Annotated in this window: 30 protein-coding genes, 1 pseudogene and 1 riboswitch; of the genes and pseudogenes, 11 read left to right on the plus strand and 20 right to left on the minus strand. The window is 65.6% G+C overall.

What is annotated here, in order from left to right; all coding sequences use genetic code 11:
• Positions 1–3: 3 nt before the first annotated feature.
• Positions 4–2,205 carry a glycine--tRNA ligase subunit beta gene (gene glyS, locus JHC81_RS03660; protein WP_292170778.1) on the minus strand — a complete coding sequence of 734 codons (2,202 nt, stop codon included), beginning with the start codon at positions 2,203–2,205 and terminating at the stop codon, positions 4–6.
• Entirely contained in the window at positions 2,205–3,092 is an 888-nt protein-coding gene (locus JHC81_RS03665) for a glycine--tRNA ligase subunit alpha (protein ID WP_292170782.1), read from the minus strand. The genes glyS and JHC81_RS03665 overlap by 1 nt, the downstream gene beginning before the upstream one ends.
• A 225-nt stretch (positions 3,093–3,317) precedes the next feature.
• On the opposite strand from JHC81_RS03665, the gene JHC81_RS03670 reads away from it, so the two are divergent.
• Positions 3,318–4,055: a polysaccharide deacetylase family protein gene (locus tag JHC81_RS03670; RefSeq protein WP_292170784.1), complete on the plus strand. Its 738-nt coding sequence runs from the start codon at positions 3,318–3,320 to the stop codon at positions 4,053–4,055.
• 143 nt (positions 4,056–4,198) lie between these two features.
• Here the strand turns inward: JHC81_RS03670 and JHC81_RS03675 are convergent, their stop codons facing one another.
• On the minus strand, positions 4,199–4,954 hold the full coding sequence (locus tag JHC81_RS03675) for a molybdopterin-binding protein (RefSeq protein WP_292170786.1): 756 nt from the start codon (positions 4,952–4,954) through the stop codon (positions 4,199–4,201).
• Positions 4,951–5,532, minus strand: a complete 582-nt coding sequence (locus JHC81_RS03680; protein WP_292170789.1) for a hypothetical protein — start codon at positions 5,530–5,532, stop codon at positions 4,951–4,953. Before JHC81_RS03680 ends, JHC81_RS03675 begins: the two co-directional genes overlap by 4 nt.
• A 139-nt stretch (positions 5,533–5,671) precedes the next feature.
• On the opposite strand from JHC81_RS03680, the gene map reads away from it, so the two are divergent.
• From map to JHC81_RS03720, 8 genes are all read left to right on the plus strand, one after another.
• Positions 5,672–6,496 (plus strand): type I methionyl aminopeptidase, encoded by an 825-nt coding sequence (gene map / locus JHC81_RS03685; RefSeq protein WP_292170791.1) that lies wholly within the window; start codon positions 5,672–5,674, stop codon positions 6,494–6,496.
• Between the two features lie 78 nt (positions 6,497–6,574).
• Positions 6,575–7,168, plus strand: a complete 594-nt coding sequence (locus JHC81_RS03690; RefSeq protein ID WP_292170794.1) for a hypothetical protein — start codon at positions 6,575–6,577, stop codon at positions 7,166–7,168.
• A 61-nt stretch (positions 7,169–7,229) separates the two neighbouring features.
• Positions 7,230–7,967, plus strand: coding sequence for a DNA repair protein RadC (radC, locus tag JHC81_RS03695; protein ID WP_292170797.1), 738 nt, complete (start codon positions 7,230–7,232; stop codon positions 7,965–7,967).
• Entirely contained in the window at positions 7,964–8,491 is a 528-nt protein-coding gene (locus JHC81_RS03700) for a GNAT family N-acetyltransferase (RefSeq protein ID WP_292170800.1), read from the plus strand. Before radC ends, JHC81_RS03700 begins: the two co-directional genes overlap by 4 nt.
• A 58-nt stretch (positions 8,492–8,549) precedes the next feature.
• Positions 8,550–8,789, plus strand: coding sequence for a BolA family protein (locus JHC81_RS03705; RefSeq protein ID WP_292170802.1), 240 nt, complete (start codon positions 8,550–8,552; stop codon positions 8,787–8,789).
• A gap of 3 nt (positions 8,790–8,792) precedes the next feature.
• The gene (locus JHC81_RS03710; protein ID WP_292170805.1) at positions 8,793–9,728 is read left to right on the plus strand and encodes an oxidoreductase; all 936 of its coding nucleotides are present in this window, start codon (positions 8,793–8,795) and stop codon (positions 9,726–9,728) included.
• 91 nt (positions 9,729–9,819) lie between these two features.
• A complete protein-coding gene (grxD, locus tag JHC81_RS03715; RefSeq protein WP_292170806.1) occupies positions 9,820–10,185 on the plus strand; it encodes a Grx4 family monothiol glutaredoxin in 366 nt (121 codons plus the stop codon).
• On the plus strand, positions 10,185–10,613 hold the full coding sequence (locus JHC81_RS03720; protein WP_292170811.1) for an acyl-CoA thioesterase: 429 nt from the start codon (positions 10,185–10,187) through the stop codon (positions 10,611–10,613). The genes grxD and JHC81_RS03720 overlap by 1 nt, the downstream gene beginning before the upstream one ends.
• Here the strand turns inward: JHC81_RS03720 and JHC81_RS03725 are convergent, their stop codons facing one another.
• The 8 genes from JHC81_RS03725 to JHC81_RS03760 form a co-directional block, all read right to left on the minus strand.
• The gene (locus tag JHC81_RS03725; protein ID WP_292170813.1) at positions 10,614–10,994 is read right to left on the minus strand and encodes a hypothetical protein; all 381 of its coding nucleotides are present in this window, start codon (positions 10,992–10,994) and stop codon (positions 10,614–10,616) included.
• Positions 10,991–11,122 (minus strand): hypothetical protein, encoded by a 132-nt coding sequence (locus JHC81_RS03730; protein ID WP_292170816.1) that lies wholly within the window; start codon positions 11,120–11,122, stop codon positions 10,991–10,993. The genes JHC81_RS03725 and JHC81_RS03730 overlap by 4 nt, the downstream gene beginning before the upstream one ends.
• A 125-nt stretch (positions 11,123–11,247) precedes the next feature.
• Entirely contained in the window at positions 11,248–11,835 is a 588-nt protein-coding gene (locus JHC81_RS03735; RefSeq protein ID WP_292170818.1) for an energy transducer TonB, read from the minus strand.
• A gap of 27 nt (positions 11,836–11,862) precedes the next feature.
• Positions 11,863–12,249 carry a hypothetical protein gene (locus JHC81_RS03740; protein ID WP_292170821.1) on the minus strand — a complete coding sequence of 129 codons (387 nt, stop codon included), beginning with the start codon at positions 12,247–12,249 and terminating at the stop codon, positions 11,863–11,865.
• 85 nt (positions 12,250–12,334) lie between these two features.
• Positions 12,335–13,429 (minus strand): hypothetical protein, encoded by a 1,095-nt coding sequence (locus JHC81_RS03745; protein WP_292170823.1) that lies wholly within the window; start codon positions 13,427–13,429, stop codon positions 12,335–12,337.
• Positions 13,430–13,558: 129 nt separating this feature from the next.
• Positions 13,559–14,176, minus strand: a complete 618-nt coding sequence (rpsD, locus tag JHC81_RS03750; protein ID WP_292170826.1) for a 30S ribosomal protein S4 — start codon at positions 14,174–14,176, stop codon at positions 13,559–13,561.
• A 166-nt stretch (positions 14,177–14,342) separates the two neighbouring features.
• Positions 14,343–15,269, minus strand: coding sequence for an MBL fold metallo-hydrolase (locus JHC81_RS03755; RefSeq protein ID WP_292170829.1), 927 nt, complete (start codon positions 15,267–15,269; stop codon positions 14,343–14,345).
• A 61-nt stretch (positions 15,270–15,330) separates the two neighbouring features.
• On the minus strand, positions 15,331–15,945 hold the full coding sequence (locus JHC81_RS03760) for a superoxide dismutase (RefSeq protein ID WP_292170832.1): 615 nt from the start codon (positions 15,943–15,945) through the stop codon (positions 15,331–15,333).
• Positions 15,946–16,095: 150 nt separating this feature from the next.
• Here JHC81_RS03760 and JHC81_RS03765 point away from each other — a divergent pair, with 150 nt between their 5' ends.
• The gene (locus tag JHC81_RS03765) at positions 16,096–16,332 is read left to right on the plus strand and encodes a hypothetical protein (RefSeq protein ID WP_292170835.1); all 237 of its coding nucleotides are present in this window, start codon (positions 16,096–16,098) and stop codon (positions 16,330–16,332) included.
• Here the strand turns inward: JHC81_RS03765 and JHC81_RS03770 are convergent.
• The 5 genes from JHC81_RS03770 to JHC81_RS03790 all read right to left on the minus strand — a co-directional run bounded on the left by JHC81_RS03770 (position 16,329) and on the right by JHC81_RS03790 (position 19,517).
• The gene (locus JHC81_RS03770) at positions 16,329–16,565 is read right to left on the minus strand and encodes a hypothetical protein (RefSeq protein WP_292170837.1); all 237 of its coding nucleotides are present in this window, start codon (positions 16,563–16,565) and stop codon (positions 16,329–16,331) included. The genes JHC81_RS03765 and JHC81_RS03770 overlap by 4 nt on opposite strands.
• 8 nt (positions 16,566–16,573) lie before the next feature.
• Positions 16,574–17,014 (minus strand): hypothetical protein, encoded by a 441-nt coding sequence (locus JHC81_RS03775; RefSeq protein ID WP_292170839.1) that lies wholly within the window; start codon positions 17,012–17,014, stop codon positions 16,574–16,576.
• Positions 17,015–17,126: 112 nt separating this feature from the next.
• Positions 17,127–17,960, minus strand: coding sequence for an S-formylglutathione hydrolase (fghA, locus tag JHC81_RS03780; protein WP_292170841.1), 834 nt, complete (start codon positions 17,958–17,960; stop codon positions 17,127–17,129).
• An 8-nt stretch (positions 17,961–17,968) separates the two neighbouring features.
• Entirely contained in the window at positions 17,969–18,349 is a 381-nt protein-coding gene (locus JHC81_RS03785) for a VOC family protein (RefSeq protein WP_292170844.1), read from the minus strand.
• 61 nt (positions 18,350–18,410) lie between these two features.
• Complete coding sequence (locus JHC81_RS03790) at positions 18,411–19,517, minus strand: S-(hydroxymethyl)glutathione dehydrogenase/class III alcohol dehydrogenase (protein WP_292170854.1); 1,107 nt, start codon at positions 19,515–19,517, stop codon at positions 18,411–18,413.
• A gap of 188 nt (positions 19,518–19,705) precedes the next feature.
• Between JHC81_RS03790 and JHC81_RS03795 the strand changes: the two genes are divergently transcribed.
• Positions 19,706–20,422, plus strand: coding sequence for an NAD-dependent deacylase (locus JHC81_RS03795; protein ID WP_292170857.1), 717 nt, complete (start codon positions 19,706–19,708; stop codon positions 20,420–20,422).
• Here JHC81_RS03795 and JHC81_RS03800 read toward each other — a convergent pair.
• The 3 genes and pseudogenes from JHC81_RS03800 to JHC81_RS03810 form a co-directional block, all read right to left on the minus strand.
• Positions 20,419–20,991 (minus strand): manganese efflux pump MntP family protein, encoded by a 573-nt coding sequence (locus tag JHC81_RS03800; protein WP_292170860.1) that lies wholly within the window; start codon positions 20,989–20,991, stop codon positions 20,419–20,421. The genes JHC81_RS03795 and JHC81_RS03800 overlap by 4 nt on opposite strands.
• A gap of 47 nt (positions 20,992–21,038) precedes the next feature.
• A riboswitch (yybP-ykoY riboswitch) is annotated at positions 21,039–21,174 on the minus strand.
• Positions 21,175–21,202: 28 nt separating this feature from the next.
• Positions 21,203–21,430, minus strand: a complete 228-nt coding sequence (locus tag JHC81_RS03805) for a hypothetical protein (protein ID WP_292170862.1) — start codon at positions 21,428–21,430, stop codon at positions 21,203–21,205.
• Positions 21,427–21,547 (minus strand): annotated as a pseudogene (locus JHC81_RS03810) (RNA methyltransferase); the annotation flags it as partial. The pseudogene JHC81_RS03810 and the gene JHC81_RS03805, both read right to left, overlap by 4 nt.

Genomic DNA, 21,547 nt, shown 5'->3' on the forward strand with positions numbered 1-21,547 from the left:
GTGTTAGCCGCCCACCTGTCCGAAGTCGGCGACCCGGCCCATGACGTCGCGCACCTGGCCCAGCAGCTTCAGGCGGTTGTCCCGCTCCTCGGCCACGTCGGAGTTGACCAGCACCTTGTCGAAGAAGGCGTCGACAGGTCCGCGCAGGCCTGCCAGCGCGGTCATGGCGGCGGCGAAGTCCTCGGTTTCCAGCGCCGCATCCACCGCCGTACCGGCGGCCCCGACGGCGAAGGCCAGGGCGACCTCTTCCTCGGGCTGGCCGGGCAGGCCGGTCTGGATCATGCCGGTGGGAACGTCGCCCTTCCTGGCCTCGGCCCGCAGGATGTTCGACGCCCGCTTGTACCCCGCCAGCAGATTGGCCCCGTCGTCGGTGCTCAGGAACCCGTCCAGCGCCTCGACTCGCCGCACGATGCGGACCAGGTCGTCGTCGCCGAGCGCAAAGACGGCATCCACGAGGTCGTGCCGCTTGCCCTGGTCGCGAAGGAGGACTTTCAGGCGGTCGGCGAAGAAGGCGAGAACATCCCAACCAAGAACAGCGAGTGCGGCTTTGTAATCAATCCAGCCATGTTCCCATTCCACGCCATCGCCAGCGAGTTGGGCTGACAGCCTAAGACGATCTGGTTCTGTCTCGCCTCTCAGAACAATTTCTCGCACACGGCTTGCCGATTCATAGCTCGACAACTTGGCATCTCGACGAGCGCCAGACAGATACTCACCGGCAACGTACGCCCAATCCTGGATTCCAATGCGGAGGTTGTTCTCCAACACCAACCGGATCACCCCCAGCGCCGCCCGCCTCAGGGCAAACGGGTCCTTCGAGCCCGTGGGCTTTTCGTCGATGGCGAAGAAGCCGACCAGGGTGTCCAGCTTGTCGGCCAGGGCGACCGCCACGGTCAGCGGCGCGGTCGGCACGGTGTCGGCGGGGCCCTGGGGCTTGTAGTGATCACGGATGGCGTCGGCGACGGCGTCGGGTTGGCCGAAGGCGCGGGCATAATAGCCGCCCATCACGCCCTGAAGTTCCGGGAATTCGCCGACCATGCCGCTGGCCAGATCGGCCTTGGCCAGGCGGGCGGCGGCCTCGGCCTGATCGGGGTCGGCCCCCACCAGCGGCGCGATCTCGCGGACCAGGGCGGCGATGCGCTCGACCCGGTCGTGCAGCGTGCCCAGCTTGGCGTGGAAGGTGACGCCCTTCAGCTTGTCGTTCCAGGCGTCGAAGCCGACCTTCAGGTCCTCGTCCCAGAAGAAGCGGGCGTCGTTCAGGCGCGCGGACAGCACCCGGCTGTTGCCGGCGGCCAGGGCCTGGCCACCATCGGACGCCTCGACATTGGCGACCACCAGGAAGTTGGGTGCCAGCTTGTGCGTGGCCGGATCGCGGACGGCGAAATACTTCTGGTGCACCTTCATCGACAGGCGCACCACCTCGGGCGGCAGGTCGAGGAACTGCGGGTCCATGTCGCCCAGGATCGGCGTCGGCCATTCGGCCAGCCCCGCCACCTCATCCAGCAGGCCGTCGTCATCGACCAGCGCCAGACCCCGTGCGGCGCAGGCGGCCTTGGCCCCGTCGAGTATGCGCAGCTTGCGGTCGCTCACGTCCAGCAGGACGAATTCGCGCTCCAGCTTCGCCCGATAGTCGGCGAAATCTCTGACCGTGAACGGCTGGCCGGAGCCGAGAAAACGGTGGCCCTCGGTCGTGTCGCCCGATGCGATCCCGTCGATCTCGAACGGCACCACCGCCCCGTCGAACAGGGCGACGATCCTCTTCAGCGGCCGCACCCAGCGCAGGGTGCCGGAGCCCCAGCGCATCGACTTGGGCCAGGGAAAGCCGCGCACGATCTGGTCGACCATGTCGGGGATGATGGCCGTCGTCGCCTGCCCCGTGGACGACAGGACACCGAACCAGACGCCGTCCCGCTCGGTCAGTTGATCCTTGGTCAGGCCGGTCTTGCGCAGGAAGCCGTCCAGCGCCTGATCGGGCGCCGAGGTGCGCGGGCCCTTGACCTCTTCGGACCGGTCCGGCGTCGCCGACGGCAGCCCCTCGACCACCAGCGTCAGCCGCCGCGGCCCCGCATAGGTGGTCAGGGCCTCGTAGGCGAGACCCGCCGCCTTCAGCCGCTCGGCCGCCATCCGCTCCAGATCACGCGCCGCCCCCGCCTGCATGCGCGCGGGGATTTCTTCGGAGAAGAGTTCTATGAGAAGTTGGGGCATCAGGCGGTTTTCCGCTCTTGGTCGACATAGGCGACGGCACAGGCCTTACACAGGTCCCGGATCCGTCCGATGTAGCTCTGGCGTTCGGCGACGGCGATGGCGCCGCGGGCGTCCATCAGGTTGAACAGGTGTGAGGCCTTCAGGACCTGGTCGTAGGCGGGCAGGACCAGCGGCTGGCCCTGGGGTCCGGTCATGGCGAGCAGGCGGGTCGATTCCGCCTCCATGTCCTCGAACCGGCGCTTCAGGCCGTCGACGTCATAGCCGTGGAAGTTGGCTTCCGACTGCTGGCGCTCGTTCTCCAGGAACACCTCGCCATAGGTCAGGCCCTCCTTGGTGAACTTCAGATCATAGACGTTGTCCACGCCCTGGACGTACATGGCCAGGCGCTCCAGCCCATAGGTCAGTTCGCCGGAAACGACGTCCACCTCGATGCCGCCGACGCCCTGGAAATAGGTGAACTGCGTCACCTCCATGCCGTCGCACCAGACCTCCCACCCCAGGCCCCAGGCCCCGACGGTGGGGTTCTCCCAGTCGTCCTCGACGAAGCGGATGTCGTGCAGCTTCGGGTCGATGCCGATGGCCGCCAGCGAACCGAGATACAGTTCCTGAAGATTGTCCGGGTTGGGCTTCAGGATCACTTGGTATTGGTAATAGTGTTGTAATCTATTGGGATTTTCGCCGTAGCGGCCGTCGCCGGGGCGGCGGCTGGGCTGGACATAGGCGGCCTTCCACGGGCGAGGACCGAGGGCGCGCAGGACCGTCGCCGGGTGCAGGGTGCCGGCCCCGACCTCGATGTCATAGGGCTGCAGGATCGCGCAGCCCTGATCGCCCCAGTATTTGTGGAGGGTCAGGATCAGGTCCTGGAAGGCGAGTGGTTCGGTGGTCACGGGTGGCTGTTCGCAGTCGCAAAATGAGAGGCGCGGACCCTAGACCATTTTTGCTTCAGGTCGAATCGACCTGAATCCAAAAAATGGTCCTAGATCATGCTGGAGCGAAATCTGAGCCGAGTTGGACGTAGTCCAACTCGACCGATTTCGCTCTAGACGGCGGGCCTTAGCGCGGCAAGCCGAGGCCATACGCTTCCTTAAGCGGGGACGGCTAGAACCGCATCCATGAAGGCCATCGACCAGATGCGGCGCAGGGCCGCCCGCTATCTCGACATCGACGCGGTGACCATCGCGCCGTCGACGGGCGTCTTCTCGCTGAGCTTCGACGACATCCCCGAAACGGCCTGGACCGAGGCCGGACCCATCCTGGCCGAGCATGGGGTTCTGGCCACCTACTATGTCTGCGGCGGGCTGGAGAGCGGCTGGAACATGGAGCGGCCGCAGTTTCGCACCGAGCATCTGCAGGCCCTGCATGCGGCGGGGCACGAGGTGGGTTGCCACACCTTCGGCCACACCAGCGTGCTGCGCATGGATGCCGAGGCGATGCGGCTGAGCCTCGAGGCCAATGCCGCCTGGGTGGCCGCGCGGCTGGACGGCCATCGCATGACCACCTTCGCCTATCCGTTCGGGGATGCGACGCTTCAGGCCAAGCGGATCATCCGCGACCGCTTCGCCCTGGGGCGCGGGGTGCGTGACGGGGTCAACGCGGGACGCACGGACCGGGGCCTGATCAAGTCCATCGGCCTGGAGAGCCGCCGCCTGCCCCACTACGATCTGGAGGCGATGATGGCCGAGGCGGCGGCGTCGAACGGCTGGCTGACCGCCTATGGCCACGACGTCTCGGACCGGCCCACGGACTATGGCTGCACGCCGGACGACCTGGATCGCGTGCTGCGCGCGGCCAAGGGCGCGGGGCTGGAGATCCTGCCGATCGGCCAGGCCTGGGCGAAACTGGCGGCCTAAACCCACATACTCCGCTCATCCCGGCGAATGCCGGGATCCAGATGCCGTATCCGGGTGGATGAACCGGGCCGCAGTCCTCAATGCCATCGACCTGTGTTTGTGATCTGGGTCCCGGCATTCGCCGGGATGAGCGGTAGTGGGGGTCAGACCAGGCTCGCTTCCACACCCGCCGTGGCCAGATCGGCCAGCAGGCTGTTGACCGCCAGTTCGACCGCTGCCGCGTCCCGCCCACGGATGACTAGATTGGTCCCGATCTCTCCGACCGAGCCGTGGCCGAAGGGATAGCTGCCGTAGCTGAGCGCCCGATTGGCTTTCGCCGCAATCCCGAGCATCTCCGCGATCGTCCCCTCGCCCACGCCCGACACCCGCACCGTCCGTGCATGCACGACCGCGCCAGTCTTCAGGCGCGGGGCCACATCCTCCAGCATGGCCGTCATGATCTTCGGCACCCCCGCCATGACGAAGACATTGCCGATCTGGAAGCCGGGCGCATCCGTGACCGGATTGGCGATCAGGCTGCCGCCCTCGGGGATGCGCGCCATCCGCCGCCGCGCCGCATTGAACTCGCCCGGCCCATAGCGCTTCTCCAGGATGGCCACCGCGTCCGGATGCTCCGGCAGGGCCACGCCGAAGGCGCTGGCCACGGCATCGGCGGTGATGTCGTCATGCGTCGGTCCGATGCCGCCGGTGGTAAAGACATAGTCGTGGGTCGTCCTGAGCGCATTCAGGCTGTCGACGATCTGCTCGGTGCGATCCCCGACCGTGCGGGCCTCCAAAAGGTCAATGCCCAGCGCGCCCAGAAACCGGGCGATGGTGTTCAGATTGGTGTCCTGTGTCCGCCCGGAAAGGACCTCATCACCGATGATCAGGACGGCCGCGGTGGGGGATGCGGTGCTCACTCCCAGACCAGCCCCTCGACATGAAATACCATCTGCTGCGGCCCCGCTTCGTAGACAGGCAACTCCAGCACGACGCGCTCGGCCGCTTTCAGCGCCGTCACGAACCGACGCTCCGGTTGAATAAACAGAAGGCCAGGAGCCCCGCCCTCGGGTTCGTTGCACCGGTACTGTTGAATGGGGCCATCATCAAACTTCACAGCGATCGTGTCGCCTTGGTAGGACCGGCAGGTGAACTGACCCTCTATGTTGACCATGACACTGAGGCCATCCGTCGATCGCTGCCGCAAGGTCATTCGTGCCGGACCCGGCGTATAGGGCCATGTCACGCCTACTTCGTTCGATGAACTGATCGAAGCGAACTTTGTAGATGTCTCGCGCATCTCGTCGCGGTCTTCATCATAACTCCAAGCCGAGACGGGTGCGGCGGGCGCGCTGGGGGTCGCTGTATCATCATTTGCGGCATCGGCATCGGCTGCCGCTTCTGCCGCGTCTCTGGCCGCGTCGGACTCGGTTGCTGCTGGCGCAGAGCAGGCGGTCAAAGCCATCAATGCGAGCGCGGCAATATGAAGTTTCGACATATTCAGTCCTCCCTGCCTCTAGCTACCGGGTCTCGCCAATCGGTCAAGGGATGGGATGTCACCCACGTCATCGTCTCGCCTTGAGCATCTGTGCTATGCTCCCCACCTGATCGCCGACCCCGCCTGAAAGCCTGCACGCATGTACGAGACCCCCGAACTGGACGAGGACGCCTTCGTCCGCACTCACGAGATCCGCGTCCATCAGGACGAGGAGGCCTGGGAGGGTATGCGCGCGGCCGGCAAGCTGGTGGCCCAGGCATTGGATATGATCACCGAGTTCGCCGTGCCCGGCGTGACGACGCAGGAGATCGACGACCGGATCCGGACCTTCACCCTGGACCACGGCGCCCTGCCCGCCTGTCTGGGCTACAAGGGCTATGAAAAGACGGTCTGCACCTCGATCAACCATGTCGTCTGTCACGGCATTCCCGGCGACCGGGTGCTGAAGGACGGCGACATCGTCAACATCGACCACACCGTCATCGTCGACGGCTGGCATGGGGACTCGAGCCGCATGTATCCGATCGGCGAGATCAATGCCCGGGCGCGCAAGCTGATCGACGTGACCTACGATTCGCTCGACGCCGGCCTGGCCATGATCAAGCCGGGCAACACCTTCGGTGACATCGGCTATGCCATCCAGCAGGTGGTCGAGGCCAACCGGATGTCGGTCGTGCGCGACTTCTGCGGCCACGGGATCGGCCGACTGTTCCACGACAGCCCCAACGTCCTGCACTATGGCCGACGCGGCGAGGGCGCGGTGCTGAAGAAGGGCATGTTCTTCACCGTCGAGCCGATGGTGAACCTGGGCAAGCCGCATGTGAAGGTCCTGTCCGACGGCTGGACCGCCGTGACCCGCGACAAGTCCCTGTCATCCCAGTGCGAGCACACCTGTGGCGTGACCGACGACGGCGTCGAACTGTTCAGCGCCAGCCCGGCGGGACTGTTCAGACCGAAATTCTGATCCACCTTACCGGGATTTCATTTGGCGTCCTGGTGGCAAGTCTGCATCGTTTCGGCGAACATTTGCAGGGTGGCGTCGATGAAGCGGGTTCTGGCGACGGCGGGAATGATACTGGCGCTGGCTGCGCCCGTCCTGGCTCAGGATGCGGACGTCGCGGTCGTAGACAATCCGGACATGGCGGCGATCTATGCGGCGGATCAGGCCGTGCGGCAGGACTTCGCGGCGATCTTGGCCGGTGGACGAGAGAACGCGCTGCGTATCCACGCCGAAGATGCTGTGCGTCGCCAGCAGGTGAAGGCCCTGCTAGACGCGGGTGAACTGCGCACCGCGACGGACTTCTATTCCGCCGCCCTGGTCTATCAGCACGGGGATACGGCCGAGGACTATCTGATGGCCCACACCCTGGCTGTGGCGGCCCTGGGCGAGGGTTCGACGGAATCGCCCTGGCTGGCGGCCGCGACGCTGGACCGATATCTGCAGAAGATCGGCCAGCCACAGATCTATGGCACCCAGACTATGGTCCGCCGCGGGGAGCCACCGACGCGCGAGCCCTTCGACCACGCCCTGATCCCCGACAGTATCCGCAGAGTTCTGGGCGTCTCGACCCGCGCGGCCGAAGAAGCACGTCAGGCGCAAGAGGCAGCAGCCGAAAGCCCGGCCACGCCGGAATAGCCTCGCCGGACTTGATTGCGCTAGGGTCAGGCTCTGAGCGGTAAAAGGCCATGAGGGGCGCGTGACGGAACAGCCAGAAATCGCTGCGCAGAAAGCGGCTGTGCCCCACCATGCGGGCCATCGCGAACGCCTGCGCGAGCGCGCGCGGAGGGCGGGCATCCATCACCTGCCCGACTATGAACTGCTGGAGCTGTTCCTGTTCCGCAGCCAGCCGCAGGGGGACGTCAAGCCGATCGCCAAGGCGCTGCTGGCGCGGTTCGGTTCGCTGGCGGCGGTGCTGGCCGCGTCGGTGGAGGACCTGATGACGGTCAAGGCGGAGGATACCAGGGGACGCACCAAGGGCATCGGGGCCGAGACGGCGCTGGACTTGGCCGCTCTGCACGAGGTGTCGCGCCGCGTCGCCAAGGAGGAGCCCGCCAAGCGCACCGTCATCTCGTCCTGGTCGGCGCTCTTGGCCTATGTGCGGCTGTCATTGCAGCATGAGCCACGCGAGCAGTTCCGGGTGCTGTATCTGGACAACCGCAACCAGCTGATCCTGGACGAAATCCAGAACCGGGGCACGGTCGACCACGCTCCCGTCTATCCGCGCGAGGTCGTGCGCCGCGCGCTGGAACTTTCGGCCAAGGCCATGATCATCGTGCACAACCACCCGTCGGGCGATCCTACCCCGTCCCGCCCCGACATCGAGATGACTCGCCAGGTCATCGAGGCGGCGCGGTCATTGCACATCGAGGTCCACGATCACCTGATAGTCGGGCGTGAGGGGGTGGCCAGCTTCAAGCAGTTGGGGCTGATGTGACGGTCCTGACCACCGACAGGCTGACGCTGACGCCGGTCAACGTGGATGACTACGAGGACCTGTGCGCTCTCTGGGGCGACGCAGCCTTCGCCACCGCCATCCTGCCCGAAGCCATGACGACTGAGGAGGTCTGGTTCCGTCTGCTGCGCGACATCGGGCAGTGGCAGGTTCGGGGCTATGGCAGCTGGACGATCCGCCGGACGACCGATGGAGTCTACGTCGGCAATGTCAGCGTATTGGACCATCGCCGCCTGATGACGCCCGCCTTTGACGCGCCGGAACTGGGCTGGGGCGTCGCGCCGAGGTTTCAGGGTCAGGGGCTGGCGTTCGAGGCCGTCAGCGCGGCGCTGGACTGTTGCGACCGGACGCTGAAGGCTCCCCGGACCGTGTGCATGATCGACCCCGACAACGCCCCATCGCACGCCCTGGCCCGGCGTGTGGGCTACAGGCCGTATGCAGAGACCTTATACAGGGGCGGTCCCGTGGTGTTGCTGGAGCGCCCCACCGACATCACGTCACCGTAGCCAGCCATTAAGGTTTACGCGGTAGGCTCATCGCTGAACTCCGGAGCCGTTCTGCCCCATGCCCATGCCTGTCGAAGAGCTTCGCGGCCATCTGGTCGAGGCCTTTCCCGACGCCGAGATCGCCATCGACGATCTGGCGGGCGACGGCGACCACTATCGGGCGCGCATCGTCTCGACGGCCTTTGCGGGCCTGCCGAGAGTGCGACAGCATCAGCTGGTCTATGCCGCGCTGAAGGGCAAGATGGGCGGCGAACTGCATGCTCTGGCGCTCGAAACCTCGACGCCTGCGGAGGTCTGAGCCATGCGTTACCGTCCCTTCGGCCAGCATGGACAGGCCGTCTCCGCCGTCACCCTGGGCCTCAGCTCGCGCGACATCGCGCGGGGACCGGAGGCGGCACGCGCGATCATCTATGCGGCGCTGGAAGCGGGCATCAACAGCTATCGCCTTCGCGACGCCAACCCCGTGCTGGCCGAAATCCTGGGTGACGCCGTCAAGGAGGTGGATCGCCGCCTGCTGCAGATTTCGCTGACCCTGGGGGCCGGGGATGGGCGCAAGGGATCGGACCGCGACTTCTCGGCCGAGGGCATGACGGCCTGCATGGACCGCGCCCTGCACGCCTCCTCGCTGGGCTGGTTCGACCAGGCCTTGCTGGATCAGCCGATGCACGACGAACTGCCCCAATCGTCGCTGAATGCGCTGAAGGCCCTGCGCGCCACCGACCGCGTGCGCCTGCTGGGCGTGGCCGGTGATGGCGAGGTCATGGACGCCTATGTCTCGACCGGAGCGTTCGACGTTCTGGTCACGCCCTATCACGTCAACTCGCCCTGGCAGGTCCGGTCGCGTCTGCGCGATGCGCGCGAGAAGGACATGGCCGTCTTTGCCATCGGCTATTTCCCTGAAAGCCTCGACACGGCCAAGAAGGCGGAGATGATCCATGAGGAGCCGAAGAAGAAGGGCCTGTTCGGCTTCGGCGGCTCCGGCGGTCGAGCAAAGTCGGATCCGCTGCGCGGGGCCGGCACTTTCGCCTTCCTGCACCGCACGCCCAACTGGACGGCCGAGGAAATCTGCCTGGCCTATGTGCTGACCGATCCGTCGATCTCCAGCGTCATGATCCATGCCGAGGACGTCGAGCGCCTGAACATGCTGGCCGCCATCCCCGACCGCGACCTGCCGCCCGGCCTGGCCGCCCAGATCGAGATGGCCCGCGTGGCCGGGGCCAAGTCGGTCGCGGCCTGACGCCCGTTCAACACCGCGTCATATCCGGGCCTCGCCCTTGACCGGAACCGCCACGGTCCCTAGCTGACGGCCTTCACGAAAGGCCCCCTCAGTGACCGATCAAGCCGTGGCGTCCGCCGACCCCATCCATGCCTTCATCGCCGATGCGATCCAGACCCATCCGGTCGTGCTGTTCATGAAGGGCACGCCGGACGCGCCGCGCTGTGGCTTCTCTTCGCTGGCGGTACAAATCCTGGACCACATCGGTGCGCCTTTCGTCGGGGTGGACGTGCTGCAGGACGACGGGCTGCGCGACGGCATCAAGACCTTCAGCGACTGGCCGACCATTCCCCAGCTGTATGTGAAGGGCGAGTTTGTCGGCGGCTCCGACATCGTGCGCGAAATGTTCAACGCCGGCGAGCTTCAGGCCCTGATGGCCGAAAAGGGCGTGCCCGTGGGTGAGGACGCCGACGCCTGATGGCCCGCCCGGTCCTGGAGCCGCGCGAGGACCGCGAGATCTTCGTCGTCCCCCTGACGATCCGGCCCGAACACATCGACGAGAACGGCCACGTCAACAACGTGGTCTATGTCGGCTGGCTGCAGGATGCGGGCACGGCCCACTGGACGGCCCGGTTCGACGAGGCAACGCGCACGAAATGGTCCTGGGTCGGTATCCGGCACGAGATTGACTATCTGCGTCCCCTGATGCCGGACGAGACCGGCGTCGTGGCCCGCACCTGGGTCGGCGATCCGCAAGGGCCACGCTTCAACCGCTATGTCCGCATCGAAAACGCCCAAGGCCAGCTCTGTGCCCAAGGCGTGTCCGAATGGGTGCTGGTCGATGCAAAGACCATGCGGCCGCATAGGATACCGGCCGACATGTTGCCGACGTTTCAGGCGCGCTGATTACAGCGTTTGCGGATTGAGCAGGCGCAGCCGCGCGTCGGCCGGCAGGCCCAGGGTCCCGAAGCCCCATGCCAGTTCCACCCCGTCCGGCACCAGCGCCTTGCACAGGTCCGGCGACCGGCGGTTCAGCACCACATCGGTATAGCCGTCAGAAGCTTCCGTCAGCTGGACCTCGAAACTGTCCAGACTGGTGCAGCCGTTCGAACCGACGCGGACGATCAGGCGACCATTCTCGACACGCGGCTGTCCCACCGCTTCCAGCGAAGTCGAGCCTGCATCCGACAGGCGCACGACATCGGTCTTGCCCTCGTCATTGGCATAGATGACGCAGCCGGACAGAAGCGGCGCGATCAGGGCCGCTGCGAGCAGCGCCCGCTTCACTGCGGGGCGTCCGACGACTGATGCACGACCCGCGTGGTCGGCTTGTCGGTGGCGATGATGATGCAGCCACCCAGCATGGGGGCGGTGAAGGCTGTCAGGACGGCAGCGATGGCGAGACGACGCAGCATGGGATGTTCCATTTCCGGGTGAGGCGAGAGAGCGACCGCGCCCTCTGTGGTGACGCTTGATCCCAATGTGCCGACGGTTCGCGTGAATGGCACGTGAACAATCCGAAAGGTGGGGTCAGGCAGGGTCAGCGCGCCTGCCGCGACCACTCGCCGAGGTATCGGAAATAGGGACGCTCGGGCTCGCGCTCGCAGCCCTCGACCAGTTGACCGAAGTTGTCCCGCAACCGCAGCATCCTGTCCGCGGCGCTCTGGGCGCTGGCGCGGCTGGGCGTGTCGGGCGTTGCCGCCAGCAACAGCAGGCCGGTGGACATCTTGTAGATGGACGTGTCCCTTGCCGACCGCTCGGGCCAAGCCTGTTCGTACCAGCGGACCTGACGGGCCATGGTGGCGCAGGTGATGGCCTCGTCGGCGCCTGTGAACTCCACCGTCGCGCGATAGCGTGTCGGATTGGTCGGGGCACGAATGCTGGCCTGTTCCATCAAGACTATGGCGGCCTGATCCAGAAGGTCCGACCGTGCGCTTTCGATCACGGTGACAGGCCCACGGCTTCCGTCCGGTTGAACGGTGACCTCCAGCCTGACCTTGCCGGTGTGACCCAGGGCCTCTGCCTCAGGGGCCTGACCATTCAGCGTTTGGCGCAACTCCACCACCGCCGGCTCCACAGCGGGAGGCATCTCTTGCGCCATGACCAGACTGAGCAGCAGCGGGATCATGTTGGGCAGATTTCCTTTACCCGGACATCAGGTCCGAGGCAGTTGATAGGGATTTTCAACCGAGACCCGGGCTCCCGGGGCGAGACCCAACTCCTCGAAGGTCCATGTGACCTCAAGACCCTCGGCGACCGGCCGCTGGCAGCGATCTTCCTTGATCCGGCGCACAGTGATCACGGCTTCGTCCCGGACCTGGCGAACGATCGGGGTCAGATCGGCTTTGGCCGTGCAGCCGTTGGAGGTGACGCGGAAGAGCGCCTGGTCGTGGGCGATGACGGCGGCGTGCACCGGCTCCATCTGGCCGGGCATGACGACTTGCGCCACTTCGCCGCCACGCGCGAAGGGGTTGGTCAAGGCACAGGCAGACGTCATCGCCGCCGCCATTGCCACCAACGCCAGTGTGCGTACGCGCGCCATGTCCCCGCTCCTGCTCGGCCTCATGAACACATGATCGCCCAATTCGGCCGTGCTGGCACGTGATTTCGTGTTTCAAAGCCAGCGATCAGCCGGGCAGATCGAGCCGGTGCAATTCCGTGCCTATGCCGAAGACGGCGTGACCCGCTCCGTTCGGCACGATACGCATCTTGTTGACCGCCAGACCCATGGCCGCCGGAGTCCAGGTCGTGCCCCCGTCACGTGTCTCGAAACCGTTGGGTACGGCCCCGATCCAGCCGCGGCTCTCATCGACGAAGCCGATGCCGAACTGACGAACGGGCGCGCTGTCGATCAGGGGCATTTCCCGCCAGGTCAAGCCGCCGTCGGTGGTCTTGGCGAACACACGCTGCGACACGGTCGGATCGGGGTTGTAGCTCTGGATCGTGACATAGCCGGTCGTCTCGGACGGAAAGCTCATCTTCCAGGTCAGCTCGAACGGCCGCGTGCCCTCATGGACGCGGCTCCAGCTGCGACCGCCATCGCCTGTACGCAGGATGACCGCCCGGGACTGGGTCACCTCGGTGTCGGACGCCCCGCAGATGAAGCCGATCCGCTCGTCCACGAAGTGCACGTCCAGGATCATGGCCGTCAGGGCCGACAGGTCCTCGGACGTCCAGGTTTCGCCGCCATCGCGCGACGTCGCCAGTTGCGCAGGCCCTCCGACGCGGCCACCGGCCCGGATCGTTACCCGGTGATCCAGAACGCCCGCATTGATGAAAGACGCCTTGTGCACGTCGATCGCGCAGATGCCTGTCATGGGCGGCCCGTCGATGGTCACCGCCTCCCACGACGTGCCGCCGTCGCGCGTGCGGTACAGCGGTGTCGCATCCGTCACGCCGGGGAAATAGTCCGGTCCGATATTGCCCAGAAAGCCCAGGCCGGCATCCACAAACCCCAGGGCCCGGACGAAGGTGCCCGGCTTGTCCATCTGCTTGACCCAGGTCTGACCACCGTCCGTCGTCTTGAACAGCTTGCCCGCGCCATTGCCGTACCAGCCGGTCATGGCGTCGACGAAGACCACGTCATCCTGCTTGCCGCGATAGGGTTCGGTCGGCAGCTTGACCCAGGCCGGTCCGGCATCCTGAGCCTGTGCCCAGGCCGGCACACCGCCCATCATCACACCCGCGGCAACGCCGGCACCCAACACCTGTCTGCGATCCATGACGACCCTCCCAATGTCGAAGATATGGAAAGCGTCCTTTACGCTTTCGCGCAAGTGAACTGTTTGTCACACAGCAAAAAGGCCCCGGATCGCTCCGGGGCCTCTGAAATATCGATAATCGCGAAGCGATTACGAGGAATAGTATTCCACGATCAGGTTCGGCTCCATCTTCACCGGGAACGGCACGTCGGCCAGTTCCGGCACGCGGACGTAGCGGACCGAGAAACCGCGGTCGCCCAGTTCCAGATAGTCCGGCACGTCGCGTTCCGACGATTGCTGGGCTTCCAGGACCAGGGCCATGTTGCGGCTCTTTTCCTTGACCTCGATGACCTGGCCCGGCTTGACGCGGTAGGAACCGATGTCGACCTTCTTGCCGTCGACGGTCACGTGGCCGTGGCTGACGAACTGGCGGGCGGCCCAGACGGTCGGGACGAATTTGGCGCGATAGACGATGGCGTCCAGGCGCGATTCCAGCAGGCCGATCAGGTTCTCGGAGCTGTTGCCCTTGCGGCGCGAGGCTTCTTCATAGGTGGCGAAGAACTGCTTCTCGGTGATGTTGCCGTAATAGCCCTTCAGCTTCTGCTTGGCCTTCAGCTGCAGGCCGAAGTCCGAGACTTTCGACTTGCGGCGCTGGCCGTGCTGACCGGGGCCGTAGGAACGCTTGTTGACCGGCGATTTCGAACGGCCCCACAGGTTTTCACCCATGACCCGATCGAGTTTGTACTTGGCGCTGTGGCGCTTGGACATGTGTCACTCTCTCATATGATGCGGCCCGGTCCCTCCCCAGATGGAGAGACGATCTCAACGGCGGTCCACGCATCGTCCGTAGTGTCATCGCATCGAAGGGTTGCCCCGACGACGTGAAGGCGCGGCTTATGACCGCCAGCGCCCCCGGAGTCAATGTCGCAGGCTTCTACTGCGCCGGTTCGGCCACCCAGACGAAGTCGTCGGCGCGGCGCTCGATGCGGCCCAGGCCCGGATACGGGAAGTGGACGGCATACAGGCGCAGGTTTTCGGTGGCCGCGCGTTCCAGCAGGGCGCGGCGGCTGGCCTCGGCGACATCGGCCCTGCCGTCGAACTGGATGGTCCAGTCCGGACGCTGCACCGAGATCACGGAATGGTGCATGGTGTCGCCGATATAGAGCAGGCCCTCTGTGCCAGAGGTGATCTGATAGCCGGTGTGGCCCGGCGTGTGACCCTGGATATCGACCGCCGTGACGCCCGGCAGGACCTCGACACCGGCGGCGAAGGTCTGGACCTTTGGCGTGATAGCGGTGACCAGGGCCGCCATGGTCGGATCGGCCTTCAGCGCATCCCACTCATTGGCGGTCATGCGGATGGCGGCATTGGTGAAGACCAGCTGGCCCTGCCCGTTCACCAGACCGCCGACATGGTCGCCGTGCGCGTGCGAGATCAGGATGTCGGTCACCTGTGCCGGCTGAACGCCCGCCGCCGTCAGCGAGGTCAGCAGCTTGCCCTCGGTGCCCATCTGGCCGCCCGCGCCTGTGTCGAACAGCACGACCTTGTCACCCATCCTGACCAGCATCGGCTGGATGCTGAGGCCCAGGGTGTCGGTCGGCAGGCCGTTGGCCGTCAGCAGGGCATCCACGTCCGCCTTGGCCTCGCCGATGGCCAGAACCTCACCATTGTTCGGCACCGACAGGCTGCCGTCCTTCAACGCATAGGCGTCCAGCGCGCCGATCTTGAAGGCAAAGGCGTCGGTCGAGGCTGGAGCGGCGGCGGGCGCGGTGGCCGACGGCTCTGCGGCCTTCTCGGCGGGCGGGGAACAGGCCGCGAGGGTCAAGGCCAGGGCGGAAACGGCAGTCAGGGTCAGGCGCATGGTCGGCTCCGGTTCGGAAAAGAAAACGCCCGCCGGAGGGATCCGGCGGGCGTCGTCAGCATCAGGCGGTGGCGGCGGCGAACAGTTCGTTGGCCTTGTTCCAGTTCACCACGGTCCAGAAGGCCTTGAGGTAGTCCGGGCGGCGGTTCTGGTATTTCAGATAATAGGCGTGTTCCCAGACGTCGGCGCCCAGGACGACCGCGCCCTGTTCGTCGGCCACGTCCATCAGGGGGTTGTCCTGGTTCGGGGTCGATGTGACCTTCAGCTTGCCGTTCTGGACGATCAGCCAGGCCCAGCCGGAGCCGAACTGGCCGGCGCCGGCGGCGTTGAAGTCTTCCTTGAACTTGTCCATCCCGCCCAGGTCGCGGTCGATGGCGGCGGCCAGCTCGGCCGACGGCTCTCCGCCCTGCCCGGCCGGGGCCAGCAGTTCCCAGAACAGGCTGTGGTTCCAGTGGCCGCCGCCGTTGTTGCGCACGGCCTTGGGGGCCTTGGAGATGGTCTTGAAGATTTCTTCCAGATCCTTGCCCTGCAGACCGGCCTCCTTGTCGACGGCCTCGTTCAGCTTATCGACATAGGTCTGATGGTGCTTGTCGTGGTGGAAGGTCATCGTCTCCTTGTCGATGGCCGGCTCCAGCGCGTCATAGGCATAAGGCAGGGGGGGCAGGGTGAAGGCCATGGAAGAAATCCTTTCGACAGAATGAGGCTACCGGCATGTAGGGGGTGTTGTGCCTGATCCAAAGGTGCAGGCAAGAAAATGCTGGATGTTCCGCGCTTGCGAAGTTGCGAGCCATCCGGGAAGGTAGCGACTGCACACCGGAGCGTTTCCATGCGTCATCGCTTTCTGATCCTGCTGGCGCCCGCCGCCTCGCTCGTCCTCGGCGGCTGCATGAGCGGGGCCGCGCCCACGACGATGCAGGCGCAGTCGACCTGCCACACCAGCCGAGGCGACTTCGTCCCGACGCCGGGGTGCACCGTCAGCTATTCCGTCGGTCAGAGCAGCACCACGGTGACGACGACCACAACGACGACTTCGTCTTCCGGAGAGAAAGACGACGAAACCTAGCCTTGGGTCGCCGGCAGGTTCGCCTTCAGACAGTCCCGCACAGCACGACGCTGGTCACCATTGGCGGCGGTGAAGTCGGCTCCGTCCGCCTCGAACACCGCTCGCGTCGCTGCGTCCAGCCCGTTGGCCAGGGCCGCCCGCACCTTGGCCTCGCCCTTGGGATGCAGGCAGAAGCCGACCTCGCGGCACAGGGCGGCGAACAGGTCGTCATAGTTGGGGGCAGTGTCGGTCATGATAACAATTACAACTCAGCTTCAACAGGTCGTGCATCAGTGTAGCCGGCCGAGGGAACAAAGTCTTCTTCGCCACGCAACTTTCGAATTACTTCCTCTTGCGTCAAATCACGATGTAGCCCGCAACGTATATCGTCTCGAGTTCCGCCACTGATGAGCCCCGTTTCTTTGTAAGCAATGCGCCCCTTTGCCGGTACGACTTCGCCTATTGGCGCGGACATACTGCTTCCATCGCCATCCATGCAGTGCACATACCAAGCGGTTAGGGGGCTGTCGGTGGGATTATTGATTGTCCCAGATAGAACGCTTTGGCGAATGGGCGGAGGCGCGCGACCAGAACGATCAGTCGAAATAACAGGTATTTCAGCGCCGGGCGACACCGTCAGATCGCTCAAGTAAGGGAAGGTTGAGGCGAAATCTGCAACGTCCGCACTTTTGTCGACCGCCACGTCAGGCGCAGCCTCCGAGTTTCTGTCACAGGCACCAGTCACGCTGCCGAGAATGATCAGAACAGCGATTGATCTAAAGGAAATCATGAAGGTCTCTGGGCGATCGCGAAATCTAGGGCCTCTGACGTTTGGCATGAAACGCCACATGATCCGCCATGAAACTGGCCATGAAGAAGTAGGAGTGGTCGTAGCCGGGCTGCATCCGGATCGTGATCGGCTGGCCCGCAGCCTCCGCCGCCGCCTGCAACAGTTCCGGCTTCAGCTGGTCGCTCAGGAATTGATCGGCGTCGCCCTGATCGATCAGGATGTCCTCGTAGTGCCCGCGTGCCGCGCCCGCTTCGATCAGCAGGGCTGCATCGTGCCGCGCCCATTCGTCCCGGTCGTCGCCCAGATAGGCGGTGAAGGCCTTTTGGCCCCAGGGACAGCGCGTCGGCGAGCCGATCGGGGCAAAGGCCGAGACCGAGCGGAACAGGTCCGGGTGTCGCAAGGCCAGGGTCAGCGCCCCGTGGCCGCCCATCGAATGGCCGCTGATCGACTGCGTCCTCGTGGTCGGAAACTGATCGTCGATCAGGGCGATCAGTTCGGTGGTGACATAGGTCTCCATCCGGAAATGGGGGGCCCAGGGCGCTTCAGTCGCATCGACATAGAAGCCCGCCCCCTGCCCCAGGTCATAGGCCGCATCGTCCGCGACACCTTCGCCACGCGGCGAGGTGTCTGGGGCCACGACGATGATCCCATGCTCGGCGGCCGCTCTATAGGCCTCGCCCTTGGTGGTGAAATTGTCCTCGGTGCAGGTCAGGCCCGAGAGCCAGATCAGCACCGGAAACGGCCCCTCTCCGGGCGGTACGAAGACCGACAGGGTCATGGGTGTGCCGGTCACGGCACTGTCGTGCTTCAGATAGCGCAGGGTGCCGCCGTGGACGGCATGGGTCTTGGTGACCTGCATGGCCTGGCTCATCCCGGCCGGTGCAGGGCGCAGATCTTGTTGCCGGACGGATCGCGCAGATAGGCCAGCACCAGGGTTCCGAACGGTCCGTTGCGCTCGCCGGGCGGGTCCTCGATCGAGGTGCCGCCGGTCGCCACGCCCGCATCGTGGAACGCCTTCACCGCCTCGGCGTCACGTGCGCCAAAGCCGATGGTGCCGCCGTTGGCGTGGCAGGCGGGCTGGCCGTCCAGCGGTCTGGTGATGGCAAAGGCTCCGCGCGGCGTGCGCCACCAGACCCGACCCCGGTCGTCATCCGTGCCCGGCGGAATACCCAGCGCGCCCAGGGCCGCATCATAGAATTTGCGCGACGCCTCGATGTCGTTCGCGCCGATGGTGATATGTGTGAACATTGTAAGCTCCGCCCTGCTATTCGATGACGCTAACTAGGTCCATTTCGAAACACAACGGACTTTAGAACACCACCACGCTGCGGATGCTCTCCCCCGCATGCATCAGGTCGAAGGCCTCGTTGATCCGCTCCAGCGGCAGGGTGTGGGTGATCATGGGGTCGATCTCGATCTTGCCGTCCATGTACCAGTCGACGATGCGTGGCGTATCGGTGCGGCCGCGCGCGCCGCCGAAGGCCGAGCCCTTCCAGACCCGGCCGGTGACCAGCTGGAACGGGCGGGTGGAGATTTCCTTGCCGGCCTCGGCCACGCCGATGACGATGCTCTCGCCCCAGCCGCGGTGGCAGGCCTCCAGCGCCTGGCGCATGACCACGGTGTTACCGGTGCAGTCGAAGGTGTAGTCCGCCCCGCCGCCGGTCAGCTCGACCAAATGGGCGACCACATCCCCGACCTCTTTCGGATTGACGAAATGGGTCATGCCGAAGCGGCGGCCCCACTCCTCCTTGTCGGCATTGATGTCCACACCGACGATCATGTCGGCCCCGACCATCTTCAGCCCCTGGATAACGTTCAGCCCGATGCCGCCCAGGCCGAAGACGACGGCATTGGCCCCCGGCTCGACCTTGGCGGTGTTGACCACCGCGCCGACGCCTGTGGTCACGCCGCAGCCGATGTAGCAGGCCTTGTCGAAGGGCGCGTCCTTCCTGATCTTCGCCACCGCGATCTCGGGCAGGACGGTGTAGTTTGAGAAGGTCGAACAGCCCATGTAGTGGGCGATGGCCTGACCCTTGTAGCTGAAGCGGCTGGTGCCGTCCGGCATGACGCCCTTGCCCTGGGTGGCGCGGATCGAGGTGCACAGATTGGTCTTGCGGCTCAGGCACGACTTACACTGACGGCATTCCGGCGTGTACAGCGGGATCACATGGTCGCCGACGGCCAGCGAGGTCACCCCCGGCCCCACCTCGACCACCACACCCGCGCCCTCGTGGCCCAGGATGCTGGGGAAGATGCCCTCCGAATCCAGCCCGTCCAGCGTATAGGCGTCGGTGTGACAGATGCCCGTCGCCTTGATCTCGATCAGCACCTCGCCTGCGCGCGGCCCCTCCAGATCGACCTCGACAATCTCCAGCGGACGTTTGGCTTCGAACGCGACGGCGGCGCGGGTTTTCATGGGGAGAGCTCCGAGTTTCGTCCTTCTCCCCTTGTGGGAGAAGGTGGCAGCCGAAGGCTGACGGATGAGGGGTCGCACCGGCGGCTGCGGGTTTCAAGCCCCTGCGGCAAAGACTGATCAACCCCTCATCCGACCTCGCTTTGCTCGGCCACCTTCTCCCGCAAGGGGAGAAGGGCGATAGTGGCCGTATGACCCACCGCAACCTCGTCATCCTGACCGGGGCCGGCATATCGGCCGAGAGTGGCGTGCCGACGTTTCGGGCGTCGGACGGGCTGTGGATGGGGCATCGGATCGAGGATGTGGCGACGCCCGAGGCCTTTGCGCGCGATCCGGCCCAGGTGCAGGACTTCTACAATCAGCGCCGTCGCCTGCTGGCTACCGTCGTGCCCAATGCCGCGCACATGGCTTTGGCCGAACTGGCGGCACGCTGGCAGGGAGAATTCCTGCTGGTCACCCAGAATGTCGACGACCTGCACGACCGGGCGCATGCGGAAGTGGCACCCGCCCCGGGCTTCGACCTGGTCCACATGCATGGCGAACTGCTGAAGGCGCGATGCACGGTGTCGGGCGCGGTCTGCGACTGGCCCGGCGATCTGGCGGTGGACCAGCCCTCGCCGCATCATCCGCGCGGCAGCTTGCGACCGCATATCGTCTGGTTCGGGGAAATCCCGCTTCAGATGGAGCGGATCGAGGCGGCGCTGGAGGCCTGCGACCTGTTTCTGTCCATCGGGACTTCGGGTGCGGTCTGGCCCGCCGCCGGTTTCGTCGAGATCGCCCGGGTGGCGGGGGCGCAGACGGTGGAGTTCGACCTGGCCCCGACCGGCGGCAGCCACCGCTTCGACCTGGGTCTGTATGGTCCCGCGACCCAGACCCTGCCGCCGTATCTGGAGACGCTGCGCCCCTAGCCGCCGATCACCCCGGTGTGTTCCAAGAGGATCATCGTCCCCAGCCCGATCAGGGCCGCGCCACCGATGGCCTCGGCGATCTTGCCGAACTTCAGGCCGACGGCACGGCCTATCAGCATGCCGATCGTGGTCATGACGAAGGTGGTGAAGCCGATGGCGGCGGCGATGATCCAGATGTTGGCCCCGATGAAGGCCAGGCCCACGCCCACGGCGGCGGCATCGATGCTGGTGCCGATGGCCGTGGCGATCAGGGCCCAGACACCTCGGCGCATGGCCTGCCGGGCGTCGTCAGCCTCGACCGGCTGGAACGATTCCCACAGCATCTTGCCGCCGACCGCCGCCAGAAGGCCGAAGGCGATCCAGTGATCGACCCGCTCGACGAACCCGGCCGCCGCCAGACCCAGGGCCCAGCCGATCAGGGGGGTGATCGCCTCGATCAGGCCGAACACCAGGCCGTTTCTGACTGCGGTGGAAAAGTTGGGACGATGCGCCGCCCCGCGCCCCACGGAGGCGGCAAAGGCGTCGGCCGACATGCTGAGCGACAGCACGGCGATGGAAATGGGGGTCATGGAAACGAGCACTCGCCGGACACACAGAGACAGCGCGTTCGCGGCCCCGCCGGTGGGGTCGCAAAGCACGCTGGTCTCGCCAGGCGGACATGAAATCCGCTGATCGCACCACGTCGCATGGGAACGACGAGTGTGTTGACGCGATCCCGGCTGATCCTTGCCGGCGGCTACTCCCCAACGGGGCGGTCAGTAGCGGTCGCAGTCGGCGAGATCAAGCCGCCGTCATGTGACGGGCCACTGTCGCTACCACCGCGTCTCTGACACCTGGCTGATCATAGGTGTCGAAATCCAGCCCATCAGCTTGGAAGACCCTGCGTGCAAACTCTTCGGCAGCTAAGGGCGGGGCCTCGACCAGCTGGTCGCAGGCATCAGGGGGAAGGCAGAAGCCCAGATCGACGCACAATTCACGGAGCAGCCCCTCGACCGCATCCTCGGTCATTCGTCCACCTGCTTACTCTCCGCCGCGAGCCGCGCCAGTACCCGGCCGCGCCCCTTGGACAGCGCCGTGATCACGCCCCGGAACGTCGCCACCTCCTGGGCCGTGAAGGCGGCGCGG

The sequence above is a fragment of the Brevundimonas sp. genome (genome assembly GCF_016463295.1).
GTDB lineage: Bacteria > Pseudomonadota > Alphaproteobacteria > Caulobacterales > Caulobacteraceae > Brevundimonas.

What these genes read in the sequence shown, in the direction of transcription:
- JHC81_RS03795 (WP_292170857.1), top strand. Translation starts at nt 19,706, where the DNA reads ATGACCCACCGCAACCTCGTCATCCTGACCGGGGCCGGCATATCGGCC.
- JHC81_RS03790 (WP_292170854.1), bottom strand. Translation starts at nt 19,517, where the DNA reads ATGAAAACCCGCGCCGCCGTCGCGTTCGAAGCCAAACGTCCGCTGGAG.
- glyS (WP_292170778.1), bottom strand. Translation starts at nt 2,205, where the DNA reads ATGCCCCAACTTCTCATAGAACTCTTCTCCGAAGAAATCCCCGCGCGC.
- JHC81_RS03770 (WP_292170837.1), bottom strand. Translation starts at nt 16,565, where the DNA reads ATGACCGACACTGCCCCCAACTATGACGACCTGTTCGCCGCCCTGTGC.
- JHC81_RS03680 (WP_292170789.1), bottom strand. Translation starts at nt 5,532, where the DNA reads ATGTCGAAACTTCATATTGCCGCGCTCGCATTGATGGCTTTGACCGCC.
- map (WP_292170791.1), top strand. Translation starts at nt 5,672, where the DNA reads ATGTACGAGACCCCCGAACTGGACGAGGACGCCTTCGTCCGCACTCAC.
- JHC81_RS03765 (WP_292170835.1), top strand. Translation starts at nt 16,096, where the DNA reads ATGCGTCATCGCTTTCTGATCCTGCTGGCGCCCGCCGCCTCGCTCGTC.
- JHC81_RS03755 (WP_292170829.1), bottom strand. Translation starts at nt 15,269, where the DNA reads ATGCGCCTGACCCTGACTGCCGTTTCCGCCCTGGCCTTGACCCTCGCG.
- JHC81_RS03745 (WP_292170823.1), bottom strand. Translation starts at nt 13,429, where the DNA reads ATGGATCGCAGACAGGTGTTGGGTGCCGGCGTTGCCGCGGGTGTGATG.
- JHC81_RS03735 (WP_292170818.1), bottom strand. Translation starts at nt 11,835, where the DNA reads ATGATCCCGCTGCTGCTCAGTCTGGTCATGGCGCAAGAGATGCCTCCC.
- JHC81_RS03740 (WP_292170821.1), bottom strand. Translation starts at nt 12,249, where the DNA reads ATGGCGCGCGTACGCACACTGGCGTTGGTGGCAATGGCGGCGGCGATG.
- JHC81_RS03785 (WP_292170844.1), bottom strand. Translation starts at nt 18,349, where the DNA reads ATGTTCACACATATCACCATCGGCGCGAACGACATCGAGGCGTCGCGC.
- JHC81_RS03705 (WP_292170802.1), top strand. Translation starts at nt 8,550, where the DNA reads ATGCCCATGCCTGTCGAAGAGCTTCGCGGCCATCTGGTCGAGGCCTTT.
- JHC81_RS03805 (WP_292170862.1), bottom strand. Translation starts at nt 21,430, where the DNA reads ATGACCGAGGATGCGGTCGAGGGGCTGCTCCGTGAATTGTGCGTCGAT.
- JHC81_RS03690 (WP_292170794.1), top strand. Translation starts at nt 6,575, where the DNA reads ATGAAGCGGGTTCTGGCGACGGCGGGAATGATACTGGCGCTGGCTGCG.
- JHC81_RS03800 (WP_292170860.1), bottom strand. Translation starts at nt 20,991, where the DNA reads ATGACCCCCATTTCCATCGCCGTGCTGTCGCTCAGCATGTCGGCCGAC.
- JHC81_RS03760 (WP_292170832.1), bottom strand. Translation starts at nt 15,945, where the DNA reads ATGGCCTTCACCCTGCCCCCCCTGCCTTATGCCTATGACGCGCTGGAG.
- JHC81_RS03710 (WP_292170805.1), top strand. Translation starts at nt 8,793, where the DNA reads ATGCGTTACCGTCCCTTCGGCCAGCATGGACAGGCCGTCTCCGCCGTC.
- JHC81_RS03730 (WP_292170816.1), bottom strand. Translation starts at nt 11,122, where the DNA reads ATGCTGCGTCGTCTCGCCATCGCTGCCGTCCTGACAGCCTTCACCGCC.
- rpsD (WP_292170826.1), bottom strand. Translation starts at nt 14,176, where the DNA reads ATGTCCAAGCGCCACAGCGCCAAGTACAAACTCGATCGGGTCATGGGT.
- JHC81_RS03670 (WP_292170784.1), top strand. Translation starts at nt 3,318, where the DNA reads ATGAAGGCCATCGACCAGATGCGGCGCAGGGCCGCCCGCTATCTCGAC.
- JHC81_RS03720 (WP_292170811.1), top strand. Translation starts at nt 10,185, where the DNA reads ATGGCCCGCCCGGTCCTGGAGCCGCGCGAGGACCGCGAGATCTTCGTC.
- fghA (WP_292170841.1), bottom strand. Translation starts at nt 17,960, where the DNA reads ATGCAGGTCACCAAGACCCATGCCGTCCACGGCGGCACCCTGCGCTAT.